The organism is Streptomyces sp. NPDC032091, assembly GCF_055580265.1.
The window spans coordinates 36,375-52,117 of sequence record NZ_JBVILR010000001.1 but is presented as its reverse complement, the minus strand read 5'-3'; the positions used below and the strand labels follow the sequence as shown (position 1 = coordinate 52,117).

Here is a 15,743-nt window from a genome sequence, read left to right as displayed (position 1 = left end):
GCCCGAAGCCTTCCCTCCCCGCCGGAACGGCCGCCCGTCCTCCCCACGAAGGAGGCCGGGCGGCATGCGCCGGGGGTGCGCGGTCCGTCCCGCGCACCCCCGGCGATCTGCGTTTTACGCCCCGTCACCCCGCATCCGCAGGGCCGTCGTTTCGTTGGCTGATACGTGCATGCATACGACCCCTCCCGCGCCCCGTCCCATCCGAGCAGCGTCCCCCCGATGCGCCCCGCACTGGACCGGGACCACGCTCCGGCCGCCTCGCACACCCCGATCTTCGACGCCCTGTACGCGGAGTACCTGCGCTCCTTCCGCGCCCTGCCGGGCGACCGGTCCGGCGAGGAGGACCTCGGCTTCACGGCGTTCTCGTACGGGTCCTCGTACGGCTCCTCGTACGGCGGCTCCTACACCGGGTCCTCCGGCGTCGCGTACGGCAGCGGCTCGTACGCCTCCGGATGGAACGGTTCCGCATGGCAGCGGGCCGACCCCTGGCAGCCCCCGTACCCGCCCGCGCCGATCGTTCCGCAGCCCCTCTACGCGCACGCCGGCGCCGCCGTCCCCGTACCGGCGTCCGGAACCGGGCCCGGATACGGCGACGGGCGGCAGCACCACACCGGGATGCAGCACATCCCGGCGGCCCTGCCGCCCGCTCCGCGCCGGGGCTACTGACCCCGGCCCGCCGCCGCTACTTCTTCTTGTACTGGGCGCCGCGCTTCTCGCGCACCCGCACCGAGATGTGCAGCGGGGTGCCCTCGAAGCCGAACTCCTCGCGCAGGCGGCGCTCGATGAAGCGCCGGTAGCCGTGCTCCAGGAAGCCGGAGGCGAAGAGGACGAACCGCGGCGGCTTGCTGCCCGCCTGGGTACCGAACAGGATGCGGGGCTGCTTGCCGCCGCGGATCGGGTGCGGGTGCGCGGCGACGACCTCGCCGAGGAAGGCGTTCAGGCGGCCGGTGGGGACGCGCGTCTCCCAGCCCGCGAGGGCGGCTTCGATCGCCGGGACCAGCTTCTCCATGTGACGGCCGGTCTTCGCCGAGACGTTGACCCGGGGCGCCCAGGAGACCTGCTGCATCTCCGTCTCGATCTCGCGCTCCAGGTAGTAGCGGCGCTCCTCGTCCAGCTCGTCCCACTTGTTGTAGGCGATCACGATCGCACGGCCGGCCTCGACGGCCATGGTGATGATGCGCTGGTCCTGGACGCTGATGCTCTCGGTGGTGTCGATCAGGATGACCGCCACCTCCGCCTTCTCGACGGCCGCGGCGGTGCGCAGCGAGGCGTAGTAGTCGGCGCCCTGCTGGAGGTGGACCTTCTTGCGGATGCCGGCGGTGTCGACGAACTTCCAGGTGACCCCGCCGAGCTCGATGAGCTCGTCGACCGGGTCGCGGGTGGTGCCGGCCAGCTCGTTGACGACGACGCGGTCCTCGCGGGCGACCTTGTTCAGGAGGGAGGACTTGCCGACGTTGGGGCGGCCGATGAGAGCGATGCGGCGCGGGCCGCCGATCGGGGCGCCGCCGAAGGTCTGCTCGGGGGCGTCGGGCAGGACGTCCAGAACGGCGTCGAGCATGTCGCCCGTGCCGCGGCCGTGCAGCGAGGAGACCGGGTACGGCTGGCCCAGGCCCAGGGACCACAGGTAGGCCGCGTCCGCCTCGCCGCTCTGGCCGTCGACCTTGTTGGCGCACAGGACGACGGGCTTGCCGGCCCGGCGCAGCAGCTTGACGACGGCCTCGTCGCTGTCGGTGGCGCCGACCTTGGCGTCCACGACGAAGACGACCGCGTCGGCGGTCTCGATGGCGTACTCGGCCTGGGCGGCGACGGCGGCGTCGATGCCGAGGACGTCCTGCTCCCAGCCGCCGGTGTCGACGACCTTGAAGCGGCGGCCGGCCCACTCGGCCTCGTAGGTGACGCGGTCGCGGGTGACGCCCGGCTTGTCCTCGACGACCGCCTCGCGGCGGCCGATGATGCGGTTGACCAGGGTCGACTTGCCGACGTTGGGACGGCCGACGACGGCCAGGACGGGGAGCGGTCCGTGGCCGGCTTCCCCGATGGCGTCCTCGACGTCCTCCAGGTCGAAGCCTTCCTCCGCGGCGAGCTCCATGAACTCCGCGTACTCGGCGTCGCCAAGTGCTCCGTGGTCGTGCTGGTCGTTCATGAAGTCCGTTCCTCGTCGTTCGTGGTGATCGGTGGTACCCGCGCGGCGGGCGCCACTACTGGTTCAAGTCTCGCTCAGCGCCCGGTGAGGCGCTTGGCGTCGCCCAGGTGGGCGGTCAGCCGGTCCTGGATGCGTACGGTGGCCGCGTCCAGCGCGGTCCGCGTGCGGCGGCCCGTGCCGTCGCCGGCCTCGAAGGCGGAGCCGAAGACGACGTCGACACGGCTGCGCAGCGGCGGCAGGCCCTTGACGAGCCGGCCCCCGGCGTCGGTGCTGCCGAGGACGGCGACCGGCACGATGGGCGCGCCGCTGCGGACCGCGAAGTAGGCGAGGCCGGCGCGCAGGGACGCGAAGTCGCCGTCGCCCCGGGTGCCCTCGGGGAATATCCCGAGGGCGCCGCCGTGGTCGAGGATGTCGAGGGCGCGGGTGATCGCGGTCCGGTCGGTGCCGGAGCGGTCCACCTTCACCTGTCCGATCCCCTCCAGGAAGGGACCGAGGGGCCCGACGAACGCCTCCTTCTTGATCAGGAAGTGCAGCGGCCGGGGGGCCGTGCCCATGACCAGGGGGCCGTCGATGTTGTGGGAGTGGTTCACGGCCAGGATCACGGGGCCGGTGGCGGGTACCTTCCAGGCACCCAGCACACGCGGCTTCCAGAGCCCGTACATGAGCCCGATCCCGATGCATCTGCCGACCGCCGCACCCTTGAGGGAGGGCGTATCGCTCACTTGCTCCGCCGCTCTTCCACCAGGGTCACGACGCACTCGATGACCTGGTCGAGGGTGAGCTCGGTGGTGTCCACCTCGACGGCGTCGGCGGCCTTGGCCAGCGGGGAGGTCTTGCGGCCGGAGTCGGCGGCGTCCCGCTTGATCAGGGCTTCCTTCGTGGCGGCGAGGTCGGTGGCCTCCTTGCCGCGCAGCTCACCGCTGCGGCGGGCGGCACGGGCCTCGGCGGAGGCGGTCAGGAAGACCTTGAGGTCGGCGTCGGGCAGGACGGTGGTGCCGATGTCCCGGCCCTCGACCACGATCCCGTCGGCCTGCGCGGCCGCCTCGGCGGCGATGGAGCGCTGGAGGTCGGTGATCAGGGTGCGCACCTCGGGGACGGCGCTGACGGCGCTGACCTTGGAGGTGACCTCCTGGGTGCGGATCGGGCCGGAGGCGTCCTGGCCGTCCACGGTGATGGTGGGCGCGGACGGGTCCGTGCCGGAGACGATGGCCGGCTTGCCTGCGGCGAGGGCGATCGCCTGCGGGTCGTCGGTGTCGATGCCGTTGGTGATCATCCACCAGGTGATGGCCCGGTACTGGGCACCGGTGTCCAGGTAGCGCAGCCCGAGCTTGGCGGCCACGGCCTTGGAGGTGCTGGACTTGCCCGTGCCGGAGGGACCGTCGATGGCGACGATCACGGCGGACGGAGCTGCGGATTCCACGGTGCGGGCACCTTCCTGGTTGCGCGTACGTGTCCGGGCGCGCCAAGAGCGCCCCTCACCAGGTTACCGGGCCCGGGCCCCGGCCGTTCCCGGGCGGTCGGCGGGGCCGGTACCGGCCCCGCCGGGGACCTCGGGGCTACTGCTGGCGCAGGGCCCAGCCGCGCTCGCGGAGCTCGGCGGCCAGGGCCGCGACGGCCCTCGGCTCCACCATGAGCTGCACCAGGCCCGCCTGCTGGCCGGTGGCGTGTTCGATCCGCACGTCCTCGATGTTGACCCCGGCCCGGCCCGCGTCCGCGAAGATCCGCGCCAGCTCGCCGGGCTTGTCGCTGATGAACACCCCGACCGTCTCGTAGGCCATGGGGGCCGCGCCGTGCTTGCCGGGGACGCGGACCCGTCCGGCGTTGCCGCGCCTGAGCACGTCCTCGATGCCGGCGGCGCCGCCCCGGCGCTTGGCCTCGTCGGAGGACTGGAGGCCGCGCAGCGCCTCGACCGTCTCCTCCAGGTCGGCGGCGATGCCGGCCAGGACGTCGGCGACCGGTCCGGGGTTGGCGGAGAGGATCTCCACCCACATCCGGGGGTCGGAGGCGGCGATCCGGGTCACGTCGCGGATGCCCTGGCCGCACAGCCGCACCGCCGTCTCGTCGGCCTCCTCCAGGCGGGCGGCGACCATGCTGGAGACCAGCTGCGGGGTGTGGGAGACCAGGGCGACCGCGCGGTCGTGGGCGTCGGCGTCCATCACGACGGGGACGGCCCGGCACAGGGCGACGAGCTCCAGCGCCAGGTTCAGCACCTCGTGGTCGGTGTCGCGGGTCGGGGTCAGCACCCAGGGGCGGCCCTCGAAGAGGTCCGCCGTCGCGGCCAGCGGGCCGGAGCTCTCCTTGCCGGCCATGGGGTGGGTGCCGATGTAGGCGGAGGTGTCGGCGCCCAGGGCGGCGAGCTCGCGGCGCGGCCCGCCCTTGACGCTGGCCACGTCGACGTAGGCCCGGGCCAGCCCGCGGCCGATGGCGTCGGCCAGCGCGGCGGCCACGTGGGCGGGCGGTACGGCGACGACGGCGAGGTCGACCTGGCCGTCGGGGGCCTCGTCGGTACCCGCGCCGAGGGCGGCGGCCGTACGGGCCTGCGCGGCGTCGTGGTCGACGAGGTGGACGGCGATGCCGCGGGCGGTCAGGGCGAGCGCCGCGGAGGTGCCGATCAGTCCGGTTCCGATGACGACGGCGGTTCTCACGGGCGCTCCAAGGGTGATCGCTTGACGGCGGGCTGGGCCTGACTCAGGGTAGCCACTCGGTACCGAGGAAGGACCCGGCGGTCCGCCCTGTGGACGGGGCCGGGCCCTGGTGGCCGCGCTCGCCGGGGGTTCGGAGGTTCCGCTGCCGGATGAGGTCCTCCAGCGACCCGGTCGGCGGCCTCGTCGGTGCCGATCCAGGACTGGGCTGGTCGGCGCGACACGGACAATGTCACCCGGATCACCCCGTAACGCCACTTGGTGCACGGCTGTCGGCGCCGGTGCGGTAGAACCACCGGCATGATCTTCCACATCGTCCCGCTCACGGACTGGAGCGCCGCTCCGGAGCTCCCGTACGCCCCCGCCTCGCTCGCCTCCGAGGGGTTCGTCCACTGCTCGGCGGACCGCCCGACCGTCCTGGCCATCGCGGGGTCGCACTACCGGGAGGTGCCGGGCCCGCTGCTCGCCGTGGAGCTCGACGAGGCGGCCCTGACGGCGGAGGTCCGCCGCACCGGCGGCCCGGAGGACCCGTACCCGCACGTCCACGGGCCGTTGAACCGGGACGCCGTGGTGCGCGTGTGGGAGGTCGTACGCACGCCCGGCGGCGGTGCGGCGGAGCTGGCCCCCTGGCACCCGGGCGGCTGAACCGGAGTGGCGGGCTTCAATCGGAGCCCGCGACGCGCCAGGATGCTCCTCGCCATCCCCGCCACCGACCGAACCACGGAGCTCCCATGACTGAGTCACAGACCGCCCGGCGCACGGTACTCGCGGCCGGGGCGGCCGCCCTGGCGGGCGGCACGCTCGCCGCCTGCGGGGGCGGGGACAAGCCCGCCACCGAGCCGGCGGGCCCGTCCGCCCCGTCCGCGGCCGCTTCGTCGCCGGCCGCCTCCCCGATGGCGTCGGCCCCGCCGCAGGCCGCGAAGCCCCTCGTGGACTCCTCGAAGGTGCCGGTCGGCGGCGGAACGGTCCTCAAGGAGGCGAAGCTGGTGGTGACCCAGCCGACGGCCGGCTCCTTCCGCTGCTTCTCGGCGGTGTGCCCGCACCAGGGATGCCTGGTGAACAAGGTGGCGGACGGCACCATCGACTGCCCGTGCCACGGCAGCAAGTTCCAGGTCGCGGACGGCGCGGTGACCCACGGCCCGGCGACGCGCCCCCTGGAGGAGAAGCAGATCAAGGTGGCCCCGAACGGCGAAATCTCGCTCGCCTAGTCCGGACCCCGCCGCCTACCCTCCCCCGCATGGACGACCTCACCCTGGTCCGGGACCACACGATCTACGCCTGCGTGACGGGCTCCCGCGCCTTCGGGCTGGCCACGGAGGCGAGCGACACCGACCGGCGCGGTGTCTTCCTCGCCCCCACGCCGCTCTTCTGGCGGTTCGACAAGCCCCCCACACACGTGGAGGGGCCCCGGGAGGAGGAGTTCTCCTGGGAGCTGGAGCGCTTCTGCGAGCTCGCGCTGCGCGCCAACCCCAACATCCTGGAGTGCCTGCACTCACCCCTGGTGGAGCGGATCACCCCGGTGGGCGAGGAACTGGTGTCCCTGCGCGGGGCGTTCCTCTCCCGCCGGGCCCACGCCACCTTCACCCGCTACGCCGCCGGGCAGCACCGCAAACTCGTCGCGGACGTCCGCCTGCACGGCGCCCCGCGCTGGAAGCACGCCATGCACCTGCTGCGGCTGCTGCTGTCCTGCCGCGACCTGCTGCGCACGGGCCGCCTGGAGATCGACGCCACCCCGTACCGCGACCGCCTCCTGGCGGTGAAGCGGGGCGAGCGGACCTGGGAGGAGGTCGACACCTGGATGACCCGCCTCACGGAGGAGTCCGACACCGCCCTCACCTCCACCCCGCTCCCCGCCGCCCCGGACCTCCCCCGCGTCACCGACTTCCTCCACCGCACCCGCCGGGCGTCGGCGCTCTCCTAACCCTCCCGGTGGCGCACGACGAACTCGTCGAGTTCCTCGTACGCGCTCACGTACTCCGGCAGCCCGGAACCCAGCCGCGCCGCGTCCAGGACCCCGTGCAGGACCTCGAAGTCCCGCCCGACCCGCTCGACGCCGGGCCCTTCGTACCCGCCGTGCTCGGCCGCCACCTTGGCGGCGATCAGCTCGGCGAGGTAGGACGGCGCCTCCGGCACCTCCGCGATCAGGGTGGGCAGGTGCGCCTGCACCTCGGCGGCCCGCATCAGGTGGATGCCCGTCAGCAGCGCCCGGAAGGCGTAGAGCAGCGGCTTGAGCTCGGCCGTCTTCTCGAAGAGCCGCCACTGGGTGTTCGCGAAGCCCCGGTAGTGGTGGACGTGGTGGCCGGTCAGCACGCCGGGCGCCAGCGCGACCAGTTCGGCGTGCGCCGGCGTCGTGTGCACGACCAGGGGGGACAGCAGCTGCTCCAGGACGTAGCCGTTGCGGCGCAGCATGAGGCGGACGAACTTGCGCAGGTCGTGCGTGACGAGGTCCAGCTCCACCCCGTCCTCGTCCCAGATCCGGGTCCGGGTCTCCTCCGGCTCCCGCAGGCCGAGCAGGGCGCGCGGCGGCAGCAGGTGGGCGCCGCGCAGGTCGATGTCGGAGTCCCGGGAGGGGAACCCGTAGAGGTGGGCCCCGGAGACCGTGGCGAAGAGCAGCGGGTCGGGCTGCTGCGCCACGACGGGGGTGAGGTCGATGCTCAGGGCGTCCAGCACGGCTCACGCGTCCCAGAGGGTGCCGAAGGCGAGGAGTTCCTCGCGGTACTCGATGCCGCCCTCCCAGTCACGGGGCCAGGCGTCCGCGCCGAGGTGGGCGCCCGCGAAGGCGCCGGCCAGGCAGGCCAGGGAGTCGGAGTCGCCCGAGGTGCAGGCCGCCCGGCGCAGGGCCAGGAGGGGTTCGTCCGGGAAGAGCAGGAAGCAGTGCAGGGCCGTGGCCAGGGCCTCCTCGGCGATCCAGCCCTCGCCGGTGGCCAGGCAGGGGTCGGTCTCCGGGGAGGGGGCGCGCAGGGCGGCCGCGAGCCGGTCCAGGACGGCCAGGCACTCGTCCCAGCCCCGGGCGATGAAGGACTCGGGCGAGGCGTCGCAGGCGGTGCGCATCCAGAGGTCGCCGAGCCAGCGCTCGTGGTAGCGGGTGCGGTTCTCCAGGGCGTACGAGCGCAGCCGCCCGACCAGGCCCGTCACCTCGGTGCGCTGCGCCAGGAGGTGCACGGCGCGGGCGGTCAGGTCGGAGGCGGCCAGGGCCGTGGGGTGGCCGTGGGTGAGGGCCGACTGGAGCTGGGCGGCGCCCGCGCGCTCCTCGTCCGTCCAGCCGGGGACCAGGCCGACGGGCGCCACCCGCATGTTGGCGCCGCAGCCCTTGGAGCCGGTCTGGCTGGCGTCCCGCCAGTCCCGCGCCGGGTCGTTCAGCAGGCCGCAGGCCACCAGGCAGGTGCGGCCGGGGGCGCGGTTGTTCTCCGGGGAGTGGTACCAGTCGACGAACTCCTCGCGGACCGGCCGGGCCAGGCGCAGCGGGCCGACGCGGCCGCGCTCGGCGGCCGTCCGTATCCCGCGGGCCAGGGCCAGGGTCATCTGGGTGTCGTCGGTGACGATCGCCGGGCGGGGCAGCCGCATCTGCCGCCACGGGCCGGTCTTGGCCAGGATGGACGGGACGTCGTTGAACTCGGTCGGGAAGCCGAGGGCGTCGCCCAGGGCCAGTCCGATCAGGGCGCCGGTCGCGGCGCGCTTGGGGGCGGTCACGGGGGCGGTCCTTCCGTGGGGCGCAGCAGGGGCGGGTGGAGGGTGGTCGCGGGGCCGGCCCGGTAGAGGGCGGCCGGTTTGCCGCGGCCGCCGGTGAGCCGGGCGGCTCCGGGGACGGCCTCGACGAAGCCGGGCGTGGCGAGCACCTTGCGGCGGAAGTTGGGGCGGTCGAGGCCGGTGCCCCAGACGGTCTCGTAGACGGCCTGGAGTTCCCCGAGGGTGAACTCGGGCGGGCAGAAGGCGGTGGCGAGGCAGGTGTACTCCAGCCTCGCGCCGACCCGCCGGCGGGCGTCGGCGAGGATCAGCCCGTGGTCGAAGGCGAGCTCCGAGGCCTCACCCACCGGCACCCAGCGGGCCCGGTCGGCGTCGCCGCCGCCCTCCTCGGCCGGTTCCGGCATGTCGGGGACGAGGGCGGTGAAGGCGACGGAGACCACCCGCATCCGCGGGTCGCGGTCCGGTTCGCTGTAGGTGCGCAGCTGCTCCAGGTGCAGGGCTCCGACCAGCCGGGGCGAAAGGCCCGTCTCCTCGGCGAGCTCGCGCAGGGCCGCCGTCTCCGCGGACTCCCGGGGCAGTACGAAACCTCCGGGCAGGGCCCAGGCGCCCGCGTACGGTTCCTGGCCGCGCCGGATCAGCAGGACGTGCAGGACACCGCCGCGCACGGTGAGCACGGCCAGGTCGACGGTCACCGCGAACGGCTCGAAGGCGTGCGGGTCATAGGGCGCGGTGGTCATCGGCGCTCCGGGAGCGGGGCCGTGAAGTGCCAGCCCTCGGCGAGGAGGCCGTCGACCGCGGCCACGGCCTGTTGCAGCCGCGCGCGACGGTCACCGCCCACCACCAGGAAACGCCTGCCGGTGCGGGCCAGTTCCCGCCGGAAGCGGGCGGTCATCCAGGGTCTGAGCTCCGGCCCGTCGCGCAGTCCGTCGTCCTCGAAGGGGACTCCCTCGTGGTCGGTCAGCAGGTACAGGTCCCGCCGGGTCCGCGCGGCGATCCGCTCGACCTCGCGGTTGCGTCCGCCGACGTAGCGCTCGTGCCAGACGCCGGTCGCGAAGGAGTCCGTGTCGCAGAACAGCACCGGCGAGCCCAGCCGGGCGGCGCGGTCCTCGTTCTCGTCCTGCCGCCGGGCGATGACCGGGAACTCCCGCGAGGCGAAGGACATGTCCTCCCAGGAGGCCGACGGGTCCGCCGCGCGGGCCGCGGCCAGCTTCTCCTCGCTGTACTCGCGCCCGTACTCGGCGACCCAGCCGGTCTTCGCCCAGACCCCGCCGCGCCGGCGGTAGTGCGCGGCCAGTTCCCGCGAGAGGGTCGTCGTCCCGGTGGACTCGGCGCCGAGCACGACGACCCTGCGGGTCAGCGCGGCCCGTACGGCCGGGCCCAGGAACTCCCAGCAGCCGGCCGGGTCCGCCCGTACGGCGGTGCCGGAGACCGGGAAGAGGCTGCGCGCCCGGTCCACGAGGACCTCCTCGGCGCCGAAGCGCCGGGCGAGCTCGGTCCCGTACTCCTCGGAGGTGAAGACGGCGTCCACGCGCCGGCCCACCGCCGCCCGGAAGATCGCCATGTGGGCCTCCCAGACGTCCGGGTCGTGCAGGTCGACGGGGACGTCGTCGACCGCGCCGACCACGTGCGCGCCGGGGTGCTCCTCGCGCATCCAGGCGACCCGGTCGGCGAGCGGCACCGACTCCACGGAGGCGGCGCAGACCAGCACGGTCAGCCGCTCGCACTGGTCCTGGGCGGTGCGCACGAGGTGGTGGTGGCCGGCGTGCGGCGGGTAGAACTTGCCGAGCACCAGGCCGTGCCCGAACCGCCTGCCGCCGCTCACGCGGCCGCTCCCGCCGGGGCCGTGCGGGCGCCGTGCCCGGGGAGGGCGCGCCGCCACCCGACGAGCCCGGCCACGCACAGGGCGAGGAAGCCGACGTAGAGGACCGAGGTCAGGTACAGCCCCTTGTAGACGTAGAGCGGCACGTAGACGAGGTCGACGGCGATCCACAGCCACCAGGATTCGAGCAGCTTGCGGCACTGCCCGTAGGTGGCCATGAGGGAGAGGGCGGTGGTCAGCGCGTCCCAGAAGGGGACGGTGGAGTCGCTGACCCGGGACAGGAGCAGGGTCAGCCCGGCGGTCCCCACCGCCCCCGCCGCGAGCAGCCCGAGCCATTCGGCGCGCGTGGTGCGGCGCACCGGCAGGCTCTCGGCGGTTCCTGGTCCACCCCCGTGGGTCCAGGACCACCAGCCGTACGCGGCGAGGGCGATGAAGACGATCTGGAGCCCGGCGTCGGCGTAGAGGCCGGCCTGGGCGAACAGCACGATGAAGAACACGTTGTTGGCGATGCCGACCGGCCAGTTGGCCACGTGCTGCCGGGCCACCAGCCAGACGCACACGGCGCCCGTGGCGAAGCCGAGGATCTCGGTCCAGCTCGTTTCCCAGCCCATCGGGCCCACCCGCTTCCTTTAATAGTCAGGATGACTATAAACATCTCCGGGGGTCGCCACAAGACACGGGAACGCGGAAGCCCGCGGCGCCGGTGGCACCGCGGGCTTCCGTAGGGGGTCGGGGACGGCTAGAGGCCGACCTCGCGCATGAGCATGCCGACCTCGGTGTTGGTCAGGCGGCGCAGCCAACCGGACTTCTGGTCGCCGAGCTCGATCGGGCCGAAGGCGGTCCGGACGAGCTTGTCGACCGGGAAGCCGGCCTCGGCCAGCATGCGGCGCACGATGTGCTTGCGGCCCTCGTGGAGGGTCACCTCAACCAGGTAGTTCTTGCCGACCTGGTCGACGACGCGGAAGTTGTCGGCGCGGGCGTACCCGTCCTCCAGCTCGATGCCGTCCTTGAGCCGCTTGCCGATGTCGCGCGGCAGGGAGCCGGTGATCGCCGCGACGTAGGTCTTCTGCACGCCGTACTTGGGGTGCGTGAGGCGATGGGCCAGCTCACCGTGGTTGGTGAGGAGGATGATGCCCTCGGTCTCGGTGTCGAGCCGGCCGACGTGGAAGAGCCGGGTCTCGCGGTTGGTGACGTAGTCGCCCAGGCACTGGCGGCCGTCCGGGTCCTCCATGGTGGAGACGACGCCGGCCGGCTTGTTCAGCGCGAAGAACAGGTAGGACTGGGTGGCGACGGTCAGGCCGTCCACCTTGATCTCGTCCTTCGGCTGGACGCGCTTGCCCTGCTCGGTGACGATCTCGCCGTTGACCTCGACGCGGGCCTGCTCGATGAGCTCCTCGCAGGCGCGGCGCGAGCCCATGCCCGCCCGGGCCAGCACCTTCTGCAGCCGCTCGCCCTCCAGCTCGGCGCCCGGGAAGGTCTTCGGGGTCTTGATCACGGGCTTGTCGGCGTACCGGTCGCGCACGCGCTCCTCGATCCGCGCGTCCAGCTCGCGGGGGCGGGACTGCCCGCTGCGGCTGCCCGGGCCGCGGCGCGGGCCGCCGGCGCCGCCGATGCCGGGGGTCTTGGAGGTCCGGGGACCGCCCTTGGCACCGCCGCGCGCGGCCGCACCACGGGCGCCGCCACCGCTGCGGCCGCTGCGCTCGCCCTCGGGGCCCACGTCGTAGCGGCGCTCCTCGGGGCGCGGGTTGCGGGGGCGCTGGGGCGCCTGGTCGCGGTCACGGTCGCGCGAGCCGCCCTGGCCGCCGCCGGAGGAGGAGCCGCGGTAGCCGCCGCCGCTGCCCGAGCCGCCGCCGGAGCCGCCCCGGTAGCCGCCGCCGCTGCCGCTGCCACCGCCGCGGTAGCCGCCGCCGCCGGAGGAGGAGCCGCCGCGGGCGCCACCGCGCCCGCCGCCGCTGCCGCCGCCGCTGTTCCTGTTGCCACCGTTGCCGTTGCCGCTGCTTCGCATCAAAGTTCCGTCGTCTTGTCGTCGTCTACGTCAGTGTCCGGTGCGTCCGGATCGAACGACGGCACACCTTCTTGCGTCTCGGCTTCGATCGCGTCCGCCTCGGGGAGGAAGGGCGCGAGCTCCGGGAGCTCGTCCAGGCCGCGCAGGCCCATCCGCTCCAGAAAGTAGTTCGTCGTCCTGTACAGGATCGCACCTGTTTCGGGTTCCGTGCCCGCCTCGGCCACCAGACCCCGCTGGAGCAGGGTCCTCATGACCCCGTCGCAGTTGACCCCGCGCACCGCCGAGACCCGCGACCGGCTCACCGGCTGGCGGTACGCGACGACCGCGAGGGTCTCCAGGGCCGCCTGGGTGAGCCGGGCCTGCTGGCCGTCCAGGACGAAGGCCTCGACGGCGTCCGCGTACTCGGGCCGGGTGTAGAACCGCCAGCCCCCGGCGACCTGGCGCAGCTCGAAGCCCCTGCGCTGGACGGCGTACTCGTCCGCGAGGGCGGCGAGGGCGGCCGCCACCTCCCGCGGGGTGCGTTCGAGCACCTTGGCGAGGTGTTCGGCGGTCGCGGGCTCGTCCACCACCATCAGGACGGCCTCCAGGGCCCCCTTCAGCTCCATCAGTCCCGTGCCTCCACGACTCGGTCGAACTCGTCGGTCACCGTCGGCATGCCGTCGCCGTCCCCGCCGCACCAGCGGACGGTGAGGGTGAGCAGGGCCTCCTCCTGGTCGAGGACCACGGCCTTCTCCCGGTACAGCTCCAGCAGCGCCAGGAACCGGGCGACGACGGTGAGGGTGTCCGGGGCGTCCTCGGTCAGGTCCCGGAAGGTCGCCTCGCCGCGCGCCTTGAGCAGGCGTACGACGACCCCCGCCTGCTCGCGGACGCTGACCAGCGGGGCATGGATGTGGTCGACGTAGACCTCGGGCTTGGCCCTGGGCTGCATGGCCTTGACGGCGAGGCGGGCGAGGCCGTCGGCGCCGATGCCGATCACCACCTCGGGCAGCAGCTCCGCGAGGTGCGGCTCCAGCCCGACGGTGCGGGGGAAGCGGCGGGCCTCCGCTTCGGCGCGCCGCTCGAAGATCTCGGCGATCCGCTTGTACGCCCGGTACTGGAGCAGCCGGGCGAAGAGCAGGTCCCGGGCCTCCAGGAGCGCGAGGTCGGCCTCGTCCTCCACCTCGGCGGCGGGCAGCAGCCGGGCGGCCTTGAGGTCGAGCAGGGTGGCGGCGACGACGAGGAACTCGGTGGTCTGGTCGAGGTCCCAGTCGGGGCCCATCGCGCGGATGTGCGCCATGAACTCGTCGGTGACCTTGGAGAGGGCGACCTCGGTGACGTCGAGCTTGTGCCGGGAGATCAGCTGGAGCAGCAGGTCGAAGGGGCCCTCGAAGTTGTCGAGCCGCAACGTGAACCGGCCGTCGCCTCCGGCGGGGGCCTGCGCGGGGCCACCGGCGGCTTCGGAGGCCTCGGGGGTGCCGACGATGCCCCCGGGGGCCGCCGGGGGCGCAGCGGGCGCCACAGCGGGCTCCTGCGGGGTGCCGGGGCCGCGCCCCAGGAGCCGGCGGGCGGGGTGGTTGGGGGGCATGCGGGTCCAGGGTGGTGCGGGGTCGAGCGGCCAGCCTAGGCCCTGGCGGAGCGTTTCCGCCCCACCGCCGGCCCGGGGGACGGGCGGGGCCGCCGCACGGGCCGGAGTCCCCTGCTCGCCCCTCCACCGTTCCCGGGGGCTCTGCCCCGGCGTGACCTAGCGGCCGCGGAGGCGGCGGACCAGGATGCTGGCGTCGCCGCGGGACTCCAGGTCCGCCAGGACGACCGCGACGGCCTCCCGGACGATCCGGCCCCGGTCGACCGCGAGGCCATGCTCCCCGCGGAGCACCAGCCGCGCGTGCTCCAGGTCCATCAGCTCCTCCGCGGAGACGTAGACCGTGATCTTCTCGTCGTGCCGCTCGCGTCCGCTCGGCCGCCGGTTCGCTCCCCGGCCCTGGCCCTTGCCCTGCCGGGGTCCGGCGCCCGCGGGGCTGGCAGAACCTTCCTGCGGCCTGCGCTGCGCGCCCACCGCCGGGCCGTCCCCGGTGGTCCTCGCCGTGCCGTCCGCCGGTGCGGCCGCCGCGTGCTCCGTGGTGCCCGCCGCCGGCGACGCGTCCTCGGCGCCCCGCCGCGGCGAGGACGACTGGAGGGCCATCCCCCCGGTCGTGCGGAACAGTTCGTCGGCGCCGGGCAGACTCACTCGGCGGGACACCGGGCGAGCACCTCCCTGGCCAGCTGGCGGTAGGCGGCGGCACCGACGGAGTTCGAGGCGTACGTGGTGATCGGCTCGCCGGCGACCGTGGTCTCCGGGAAGCGCACCGTCCGGCCGATGACCGTGTGGTAGACGTGGTCGTCGAAGGCCTCGACGACGCGTGCCAGCACCTCGCGGCTGTGCACCGTGCGGGAGTCGTACATCGTGGCGAGGATGCCGTCGAGCTCCAGCTCGGGGTTGAGCCGCTCCTGGACCTTCTCGATGGTCTCGGTCAGCAGCGCCACGCCGCGCAGTGCGAAGAACTCGCATTCCAGCGGGACGATGACCTTGTGAGCCGCCGTCAGGGCGTTGACCGTCAGGAGGCCCAGCGAGGGCTGACAGTCGATCACGATGTAGTCGTAGTCGTTCATCAGCGGCTTGAGCGCCCGCTGGAGCGTCGACTCGCGCGCGACCTCGCTGACCAACTGCACTTCGGCGGCGGACAGGTCGATGTTGCTCGGCAGCAGGTCCATGTTGGGGACCGCCGTCTTGAGCAGCACCTCGTCGGCCGACATGCCCCGCTCCATGAGCAGGTTGTAGACCGTCAGGTCGAGTTCCATCGGGTTCACGCCGAGGCCCACGGACAGCGCGCCCTGCGGGTCGAAGTCGACGAGCAGCACCCGGCGCCCGTACTCGGCGAGCGCGGCACCCAGGTTGATGGTCGACGTGGTCTTGCCGACGCCGCCCTTCTGGTTGCACATCGCGATGATCTTCGCCGGACCGTGGTCGGTCAGCGGGCCCGGGATCGGGAAGTACGGCAGCGGCCGTCCGGTCGGGCCGATGCGCTCGCGGCGCTGGCGGGCAGCGTCGGGCGCGAGGGTGGCCGCGTACTCGGGGTCGGGCTCGTACTCCGCGTCGGGGTCGTAGAAGTGCCCCTCGGGCACCTGGTCGTAGTCGGCGAAACCAATGGGCGCATCGCCGCTGTGGTCGCCGGCCGTGGAGTTCACGTCTAGGCCGTCCATGCTCTTCTGGGGCGTCGTCATGTGCTGGTGGTTTGCGAAGGTGCGGACCGCGACGGAGCCGACAGCTTCGAGCCCGGCGGACCCCTGTCCAGGAGCCGGTGCCCGCTCGGGCGTCCCTGCCCGGCCACCTCCAGGAGCAAATGTCGACTCATTCACAAGTCGTCTTACCTCCTCGGACGTGACCAGGACACTTATCGATAGGTCAGCGTTGCACCATGCCGACGGTTGGCGACT

At 73.7% G+C, this 15,743-nt stretch carries 18 protein-coding genes; 4 read left to right on the top strand and 14 right to left on the bottom strand.

All coding sequences use genetic code 11. From position 1 onward, the window contains the following. Positions 1-219 precede the first annotated feature (219 nt). Entirely contained in the window at positions 220-666 is a 447-nt protein-coding gene (locus tag ACZ5NJ_RS00230; protein WP_468761026.1) for a hypothetical protein, read from the top strand. A 16-nt stretch (positions 667-682) separates the two neighbouring features. On the opposite strand, the gene der is transcribed toward ACZ5NJ_RS00230, so the two are convergent. The 4 genes from der to ACZ5NJ_RS00210 form a co-directional block, all read right to left on the bottom strand. Then, entirely contained in the window at positions 683-2,143 is a 1,461-nt protein-coding gene (der, locus tag ACZ5NJ_RS00225) for a ribosome biogenesis GTPase Der (protein WP_468761025.1), read from the bottom strand. A 74-nt stretch (positions 2,144-2,217) separates the two neighbouring features. Continuing rightward, positions 2,218-2,901, bottom strand: coding sequence for a lysophospholipid acyltransferase family protein (locus ACZ5NJ_RS00220; protein WP_468761024.1), 684 nt, complete (start codon positions 2,899-2,901; stop codon positions 2,218-2,220). Further along, positions 2,862-3,563: a (d)CMP kinase gene (gene cmk, locus ACZ5NJ_RS00215; protein WP_468761022.1), complete on the bottom strand. Its 702-nt coding sequence runs from the start codon at positions 3,561-3,563 to the stop codon at positions 2,862-2,864. The genes ACZ5NJ_RS00220 and cmk overlap by 40 nt, the downstream gene beginning before the upstream one ends. Before the next feature lie 136 nt (positions 3,564-3,699). Continuing rightward, complete coding sequence (locus tag ACZ5NJ_RS00210) at positions 3,700-4,788, bottom strand: prephenate dehydrogenase (protein ID WP_468761020.1); 1,089 nt, start codon at positions 4,786-4,788, stop codon at positions 3,700-3,702. Positions 4,789-5,085: 297 nt separating this feature from the next. Here ACZ5NJ_RS00210 and ACZ5NJ_RS00205 point away from each other — a divergent pair, with 297 nt between their 5' ends. From ACZ5NJ_RS00205 to ACZ5NJ_RS00195, 3 genes are all read left to right on the top strand, one after another. Further along, positions 5,086-5,430, top strand: a complete 345-nt coding sequence (locus ACZ5NJ_RS00205; protein WP_468761018.1) for a DUF952 domain-containing protein — start codon at positions 5,086-5,088, stop codon at positions 5,428-5,430. 86 nt (positions 5,431-5,516) lie between these two features. Then, a complete protein-coding gene (locus tag ACZ5NJ_RS00200; RefSeq protein WP_468761016.1) occupies positions 5,517-5,993 on the top strand; it encodes a Rieske (2Fe-2S) protein in 477 nt (158 codons plus the stop codon). A 29-nt stretch (positions 5,994-6,022) separates the two neighbouring features. Beyond that, the gene (locus ACZ5NJ_RS00195; RefSeq protein ID WP_468761014.1) at positions 6,023-6,706 is read left to right on the top strand and encodes a nucleotidyltransferase domain-containing protein; all 684 of its coding nucleotides are present in this window, start codon (positions 6,023-6,025) and stop codon (positions 6,704-6,706) included. Here the strand turns inward: ACZ5NJ_RS00195 and ACZ5NJ_RS00190 are convergent. From ACZ5NJ_RS00190 to ACZ5NJ_RS00145, 10 genes are all read right to left on the bottom strand, one after another. Further along, positions 6,703-7,455: a nucleotidyltransferase domain-containing protein gene (locus ACZ5NJ_RS00190; RefSeq protein ID WP_468761011.1), complete on the bottom strand. Its 753-nt coding sequence runs from the start codon at positions 7,453-7,455 to the stop codon at positions 6,703-6,705. The genes ACZ5NJ_RS00195 and ACZ5NJ_RS00190 overlap by 4 nt on opposite strands. Positions 7,456-7,458: 3 nt before the next feature. Continuing rightward, positions 7,459-8,475 (bottom strand): ADP-ribosylglycohydrolase family protein, encoded by a 1,017-nt coding sequence (locus ACZ5NJ_RS00185; RefSeq protein WP_468761009.1) that lies wholly within the window; start codon positions 8,473-8,475, stop codon positions 7,459-7,461. Continuing rightward, positions 8,472-9,206, bottom strand: a complete 735-nt coding sequence (locus ACZ5NJ_RS00180) for an NUDIX hydrolase (protein ID WP_468761007.1) — start codon at positions 9,204-9,206, stop codon at positions 8,472-8,474. Before ACZ5NJ_RS00180 ends, ACZ5NJ_RS00185 begins: the two co-directional genes overlap by 4 nt. Then, on the bottom strand, positions 9,203-10,291 hold the full coding sequence (locus tag ACZ5NJ_RS00175) for an AAA family ATPase (protein ID WP_468761005.1): 1,089 nt from the start codon (positions 10,289-10,291) through the stop codon (positions 9,203-9,205). The genes ACZ5NJ_RS00180 and ACZ5NJ_RS00175 overlap by 4 nt, the downstream gene beginning before the upstream one ends. After that, a complete protein-coding gene (gene pnuC / locus ACZ5NJ_RS00170) occupies positions 10,288-10,899 on the bottom strand; it encodes a nicotinamide riboside transporter PnuC (protein ID WP_468761003.1) in 612 nt (203 codons plus the stop codon). The genes ACZ5NJ_RS00175 and pnuC overlap by 4 nt, the downstream gene beginning before the upstream one ends. Before the next feature lie 128 nt (positions 10,900-11,027). Beyond that, positions 11,028-12,293, bottom strand: a complete 1,266-nt coding sequence (locus tag ACZ5NJ_RS00165; RefSeq protein WP_468761001.1) for a pseudouridine synthase — start codon at positions 12,291-12,293, stop codon at positions 11,028-11,030. Then, positions 12,293-12,898, bottom strand: coding sequence for an SMC-Scp complex subunit ScpB (scpB, locus tag ACZ5NJ_RS00160; RefSeq protein WP_468760999.1), 606 nt, complete (start codon positions 12,896-12,898; stop codon positions 12,293-12,295). The genes ACZ5NJ_RS00165 and scpB overlap by 1 nt, the downstream gene beginning before the upstream one ends. After that, entirely contained in the window at positions 12,898-13,857 is a 960-nt protein-coding gene (locus ACZ5NJ_RS00155) for a segregation and condensation protein A (protein ID WP_468760997.1), read from the bottom strand. Before ACZ5NJ_RS00155 ends, scpB begins: the two co-directional genes overlap by 1 nt. A 156-nt stretch (positions 13,858-14,013) precedes the next feature. Then, positions 14,014-14,508, bottom strand: coding sequence for a hypothetical protein (locus ACZ5NJ_RS00150; RefSeq protein WP_468760995.1), 495 nt, complete (start codon positions 14,506-14,508; stop codon positions 14,014-14,016). Further along, the gene (locus ACZ5NJ_RS00145) at positions 14,493-15,530 is read right to left on the bottom strand and encodes a ParA family protein (protein ID WP_237292736.1); all 1,038 of its coding nucleotides are present in this window, start codon (positions 15,528-15,530) and stop codon (positions 14,493-14,495) included. Before ACZ5NJ_RS00145 ends, ACZ5NJ_RS00150 begins: the two co-directional genes overlap by 16 nt. Between the last annotated feature and the right edge of the window lie 213 nt (positions 15,531-15,743).

Bases quoted from the DNA above. Each gene is read 5' to 3' on its own strand.
- ACZ5NJ_RS00230 (WP_468761026.1), top strand. From the start codon at position 220: ATGCGCCCCGCACTGGACCGGGACCACGCTCCGGCCGCCTCGCACACC.
- der (WP_468761025.1), bottom strand. From the start codon at position 2,143: ATGAACGACCAGCACGACCACGGAGCACTTGGCGACGCCGAGTACGCG.
- ACZ5NJ_RS00180 (WP_468761007.1), bottom strand. From the start codon at position 9,206: ATGACCACCGCGCCCTATGACCCGCACGCCTTCGAGCCGTTCGCGGTG.
- ACZ5NJ_RS00155 (WP_468760997.1), bottom strand. From the start codon at position 13,857: ATGCCCCCCAACCACCCCGCCCGCCGGCTCCTGGGGCGCGGCCCCGGC.
- ACZ5NJ_RS00205 (WP_468761018.1), top strand. From the start codon at position 5,086: ATGATCTTCCACATCGTCCCGCTCACGGACTGGAGCGCCGCTCCGGAG.
- ACZ5NJ_RS00145 (WP_237292736.1), bottom strand. From the start codon at position 15,530: ATGACGACGCCCCAGAAGAGCATGGACGGCCTAGACGTGAACTCCACG.
- scpB (WP_468760999.1), bottom strand. From the start codon at position 12,898: ATGGAGCTGAAGGGGGCCCTGGAGGCCGTCCTGATGGTGGTGGACGAG.
- ACZ5NJ_RS00165 (WP_468761001.1), bottom strand. From the start codon at position 12,293: ATGCGAAGCAGCGGCAACGGCAACGGTGGCAACAGGAACAGCGGCGGC.
- ACZ5NJ_RS00195 (WP_468761014.1), top strand. From the start codon at position 6,023: ATGGACGACCTCACCCTGGTCCGGGACCACACGATCTACGCCTGCGTG.
- pnuC (WP_468761003.1), bottom strand. From the start codon at position 10,899: ATGGGCTGGGAAACGAGCTGGACCGAGATCCTCGGCTTCGCCACGGGC.
- ACZ5NJ_RS00200 (WP_468761016.1), top strand. From the start codon at position 5,517: ATGACTGAGTCACAGACCGCCCGGCGCACGGTACTCGCGGCCGGGGCG.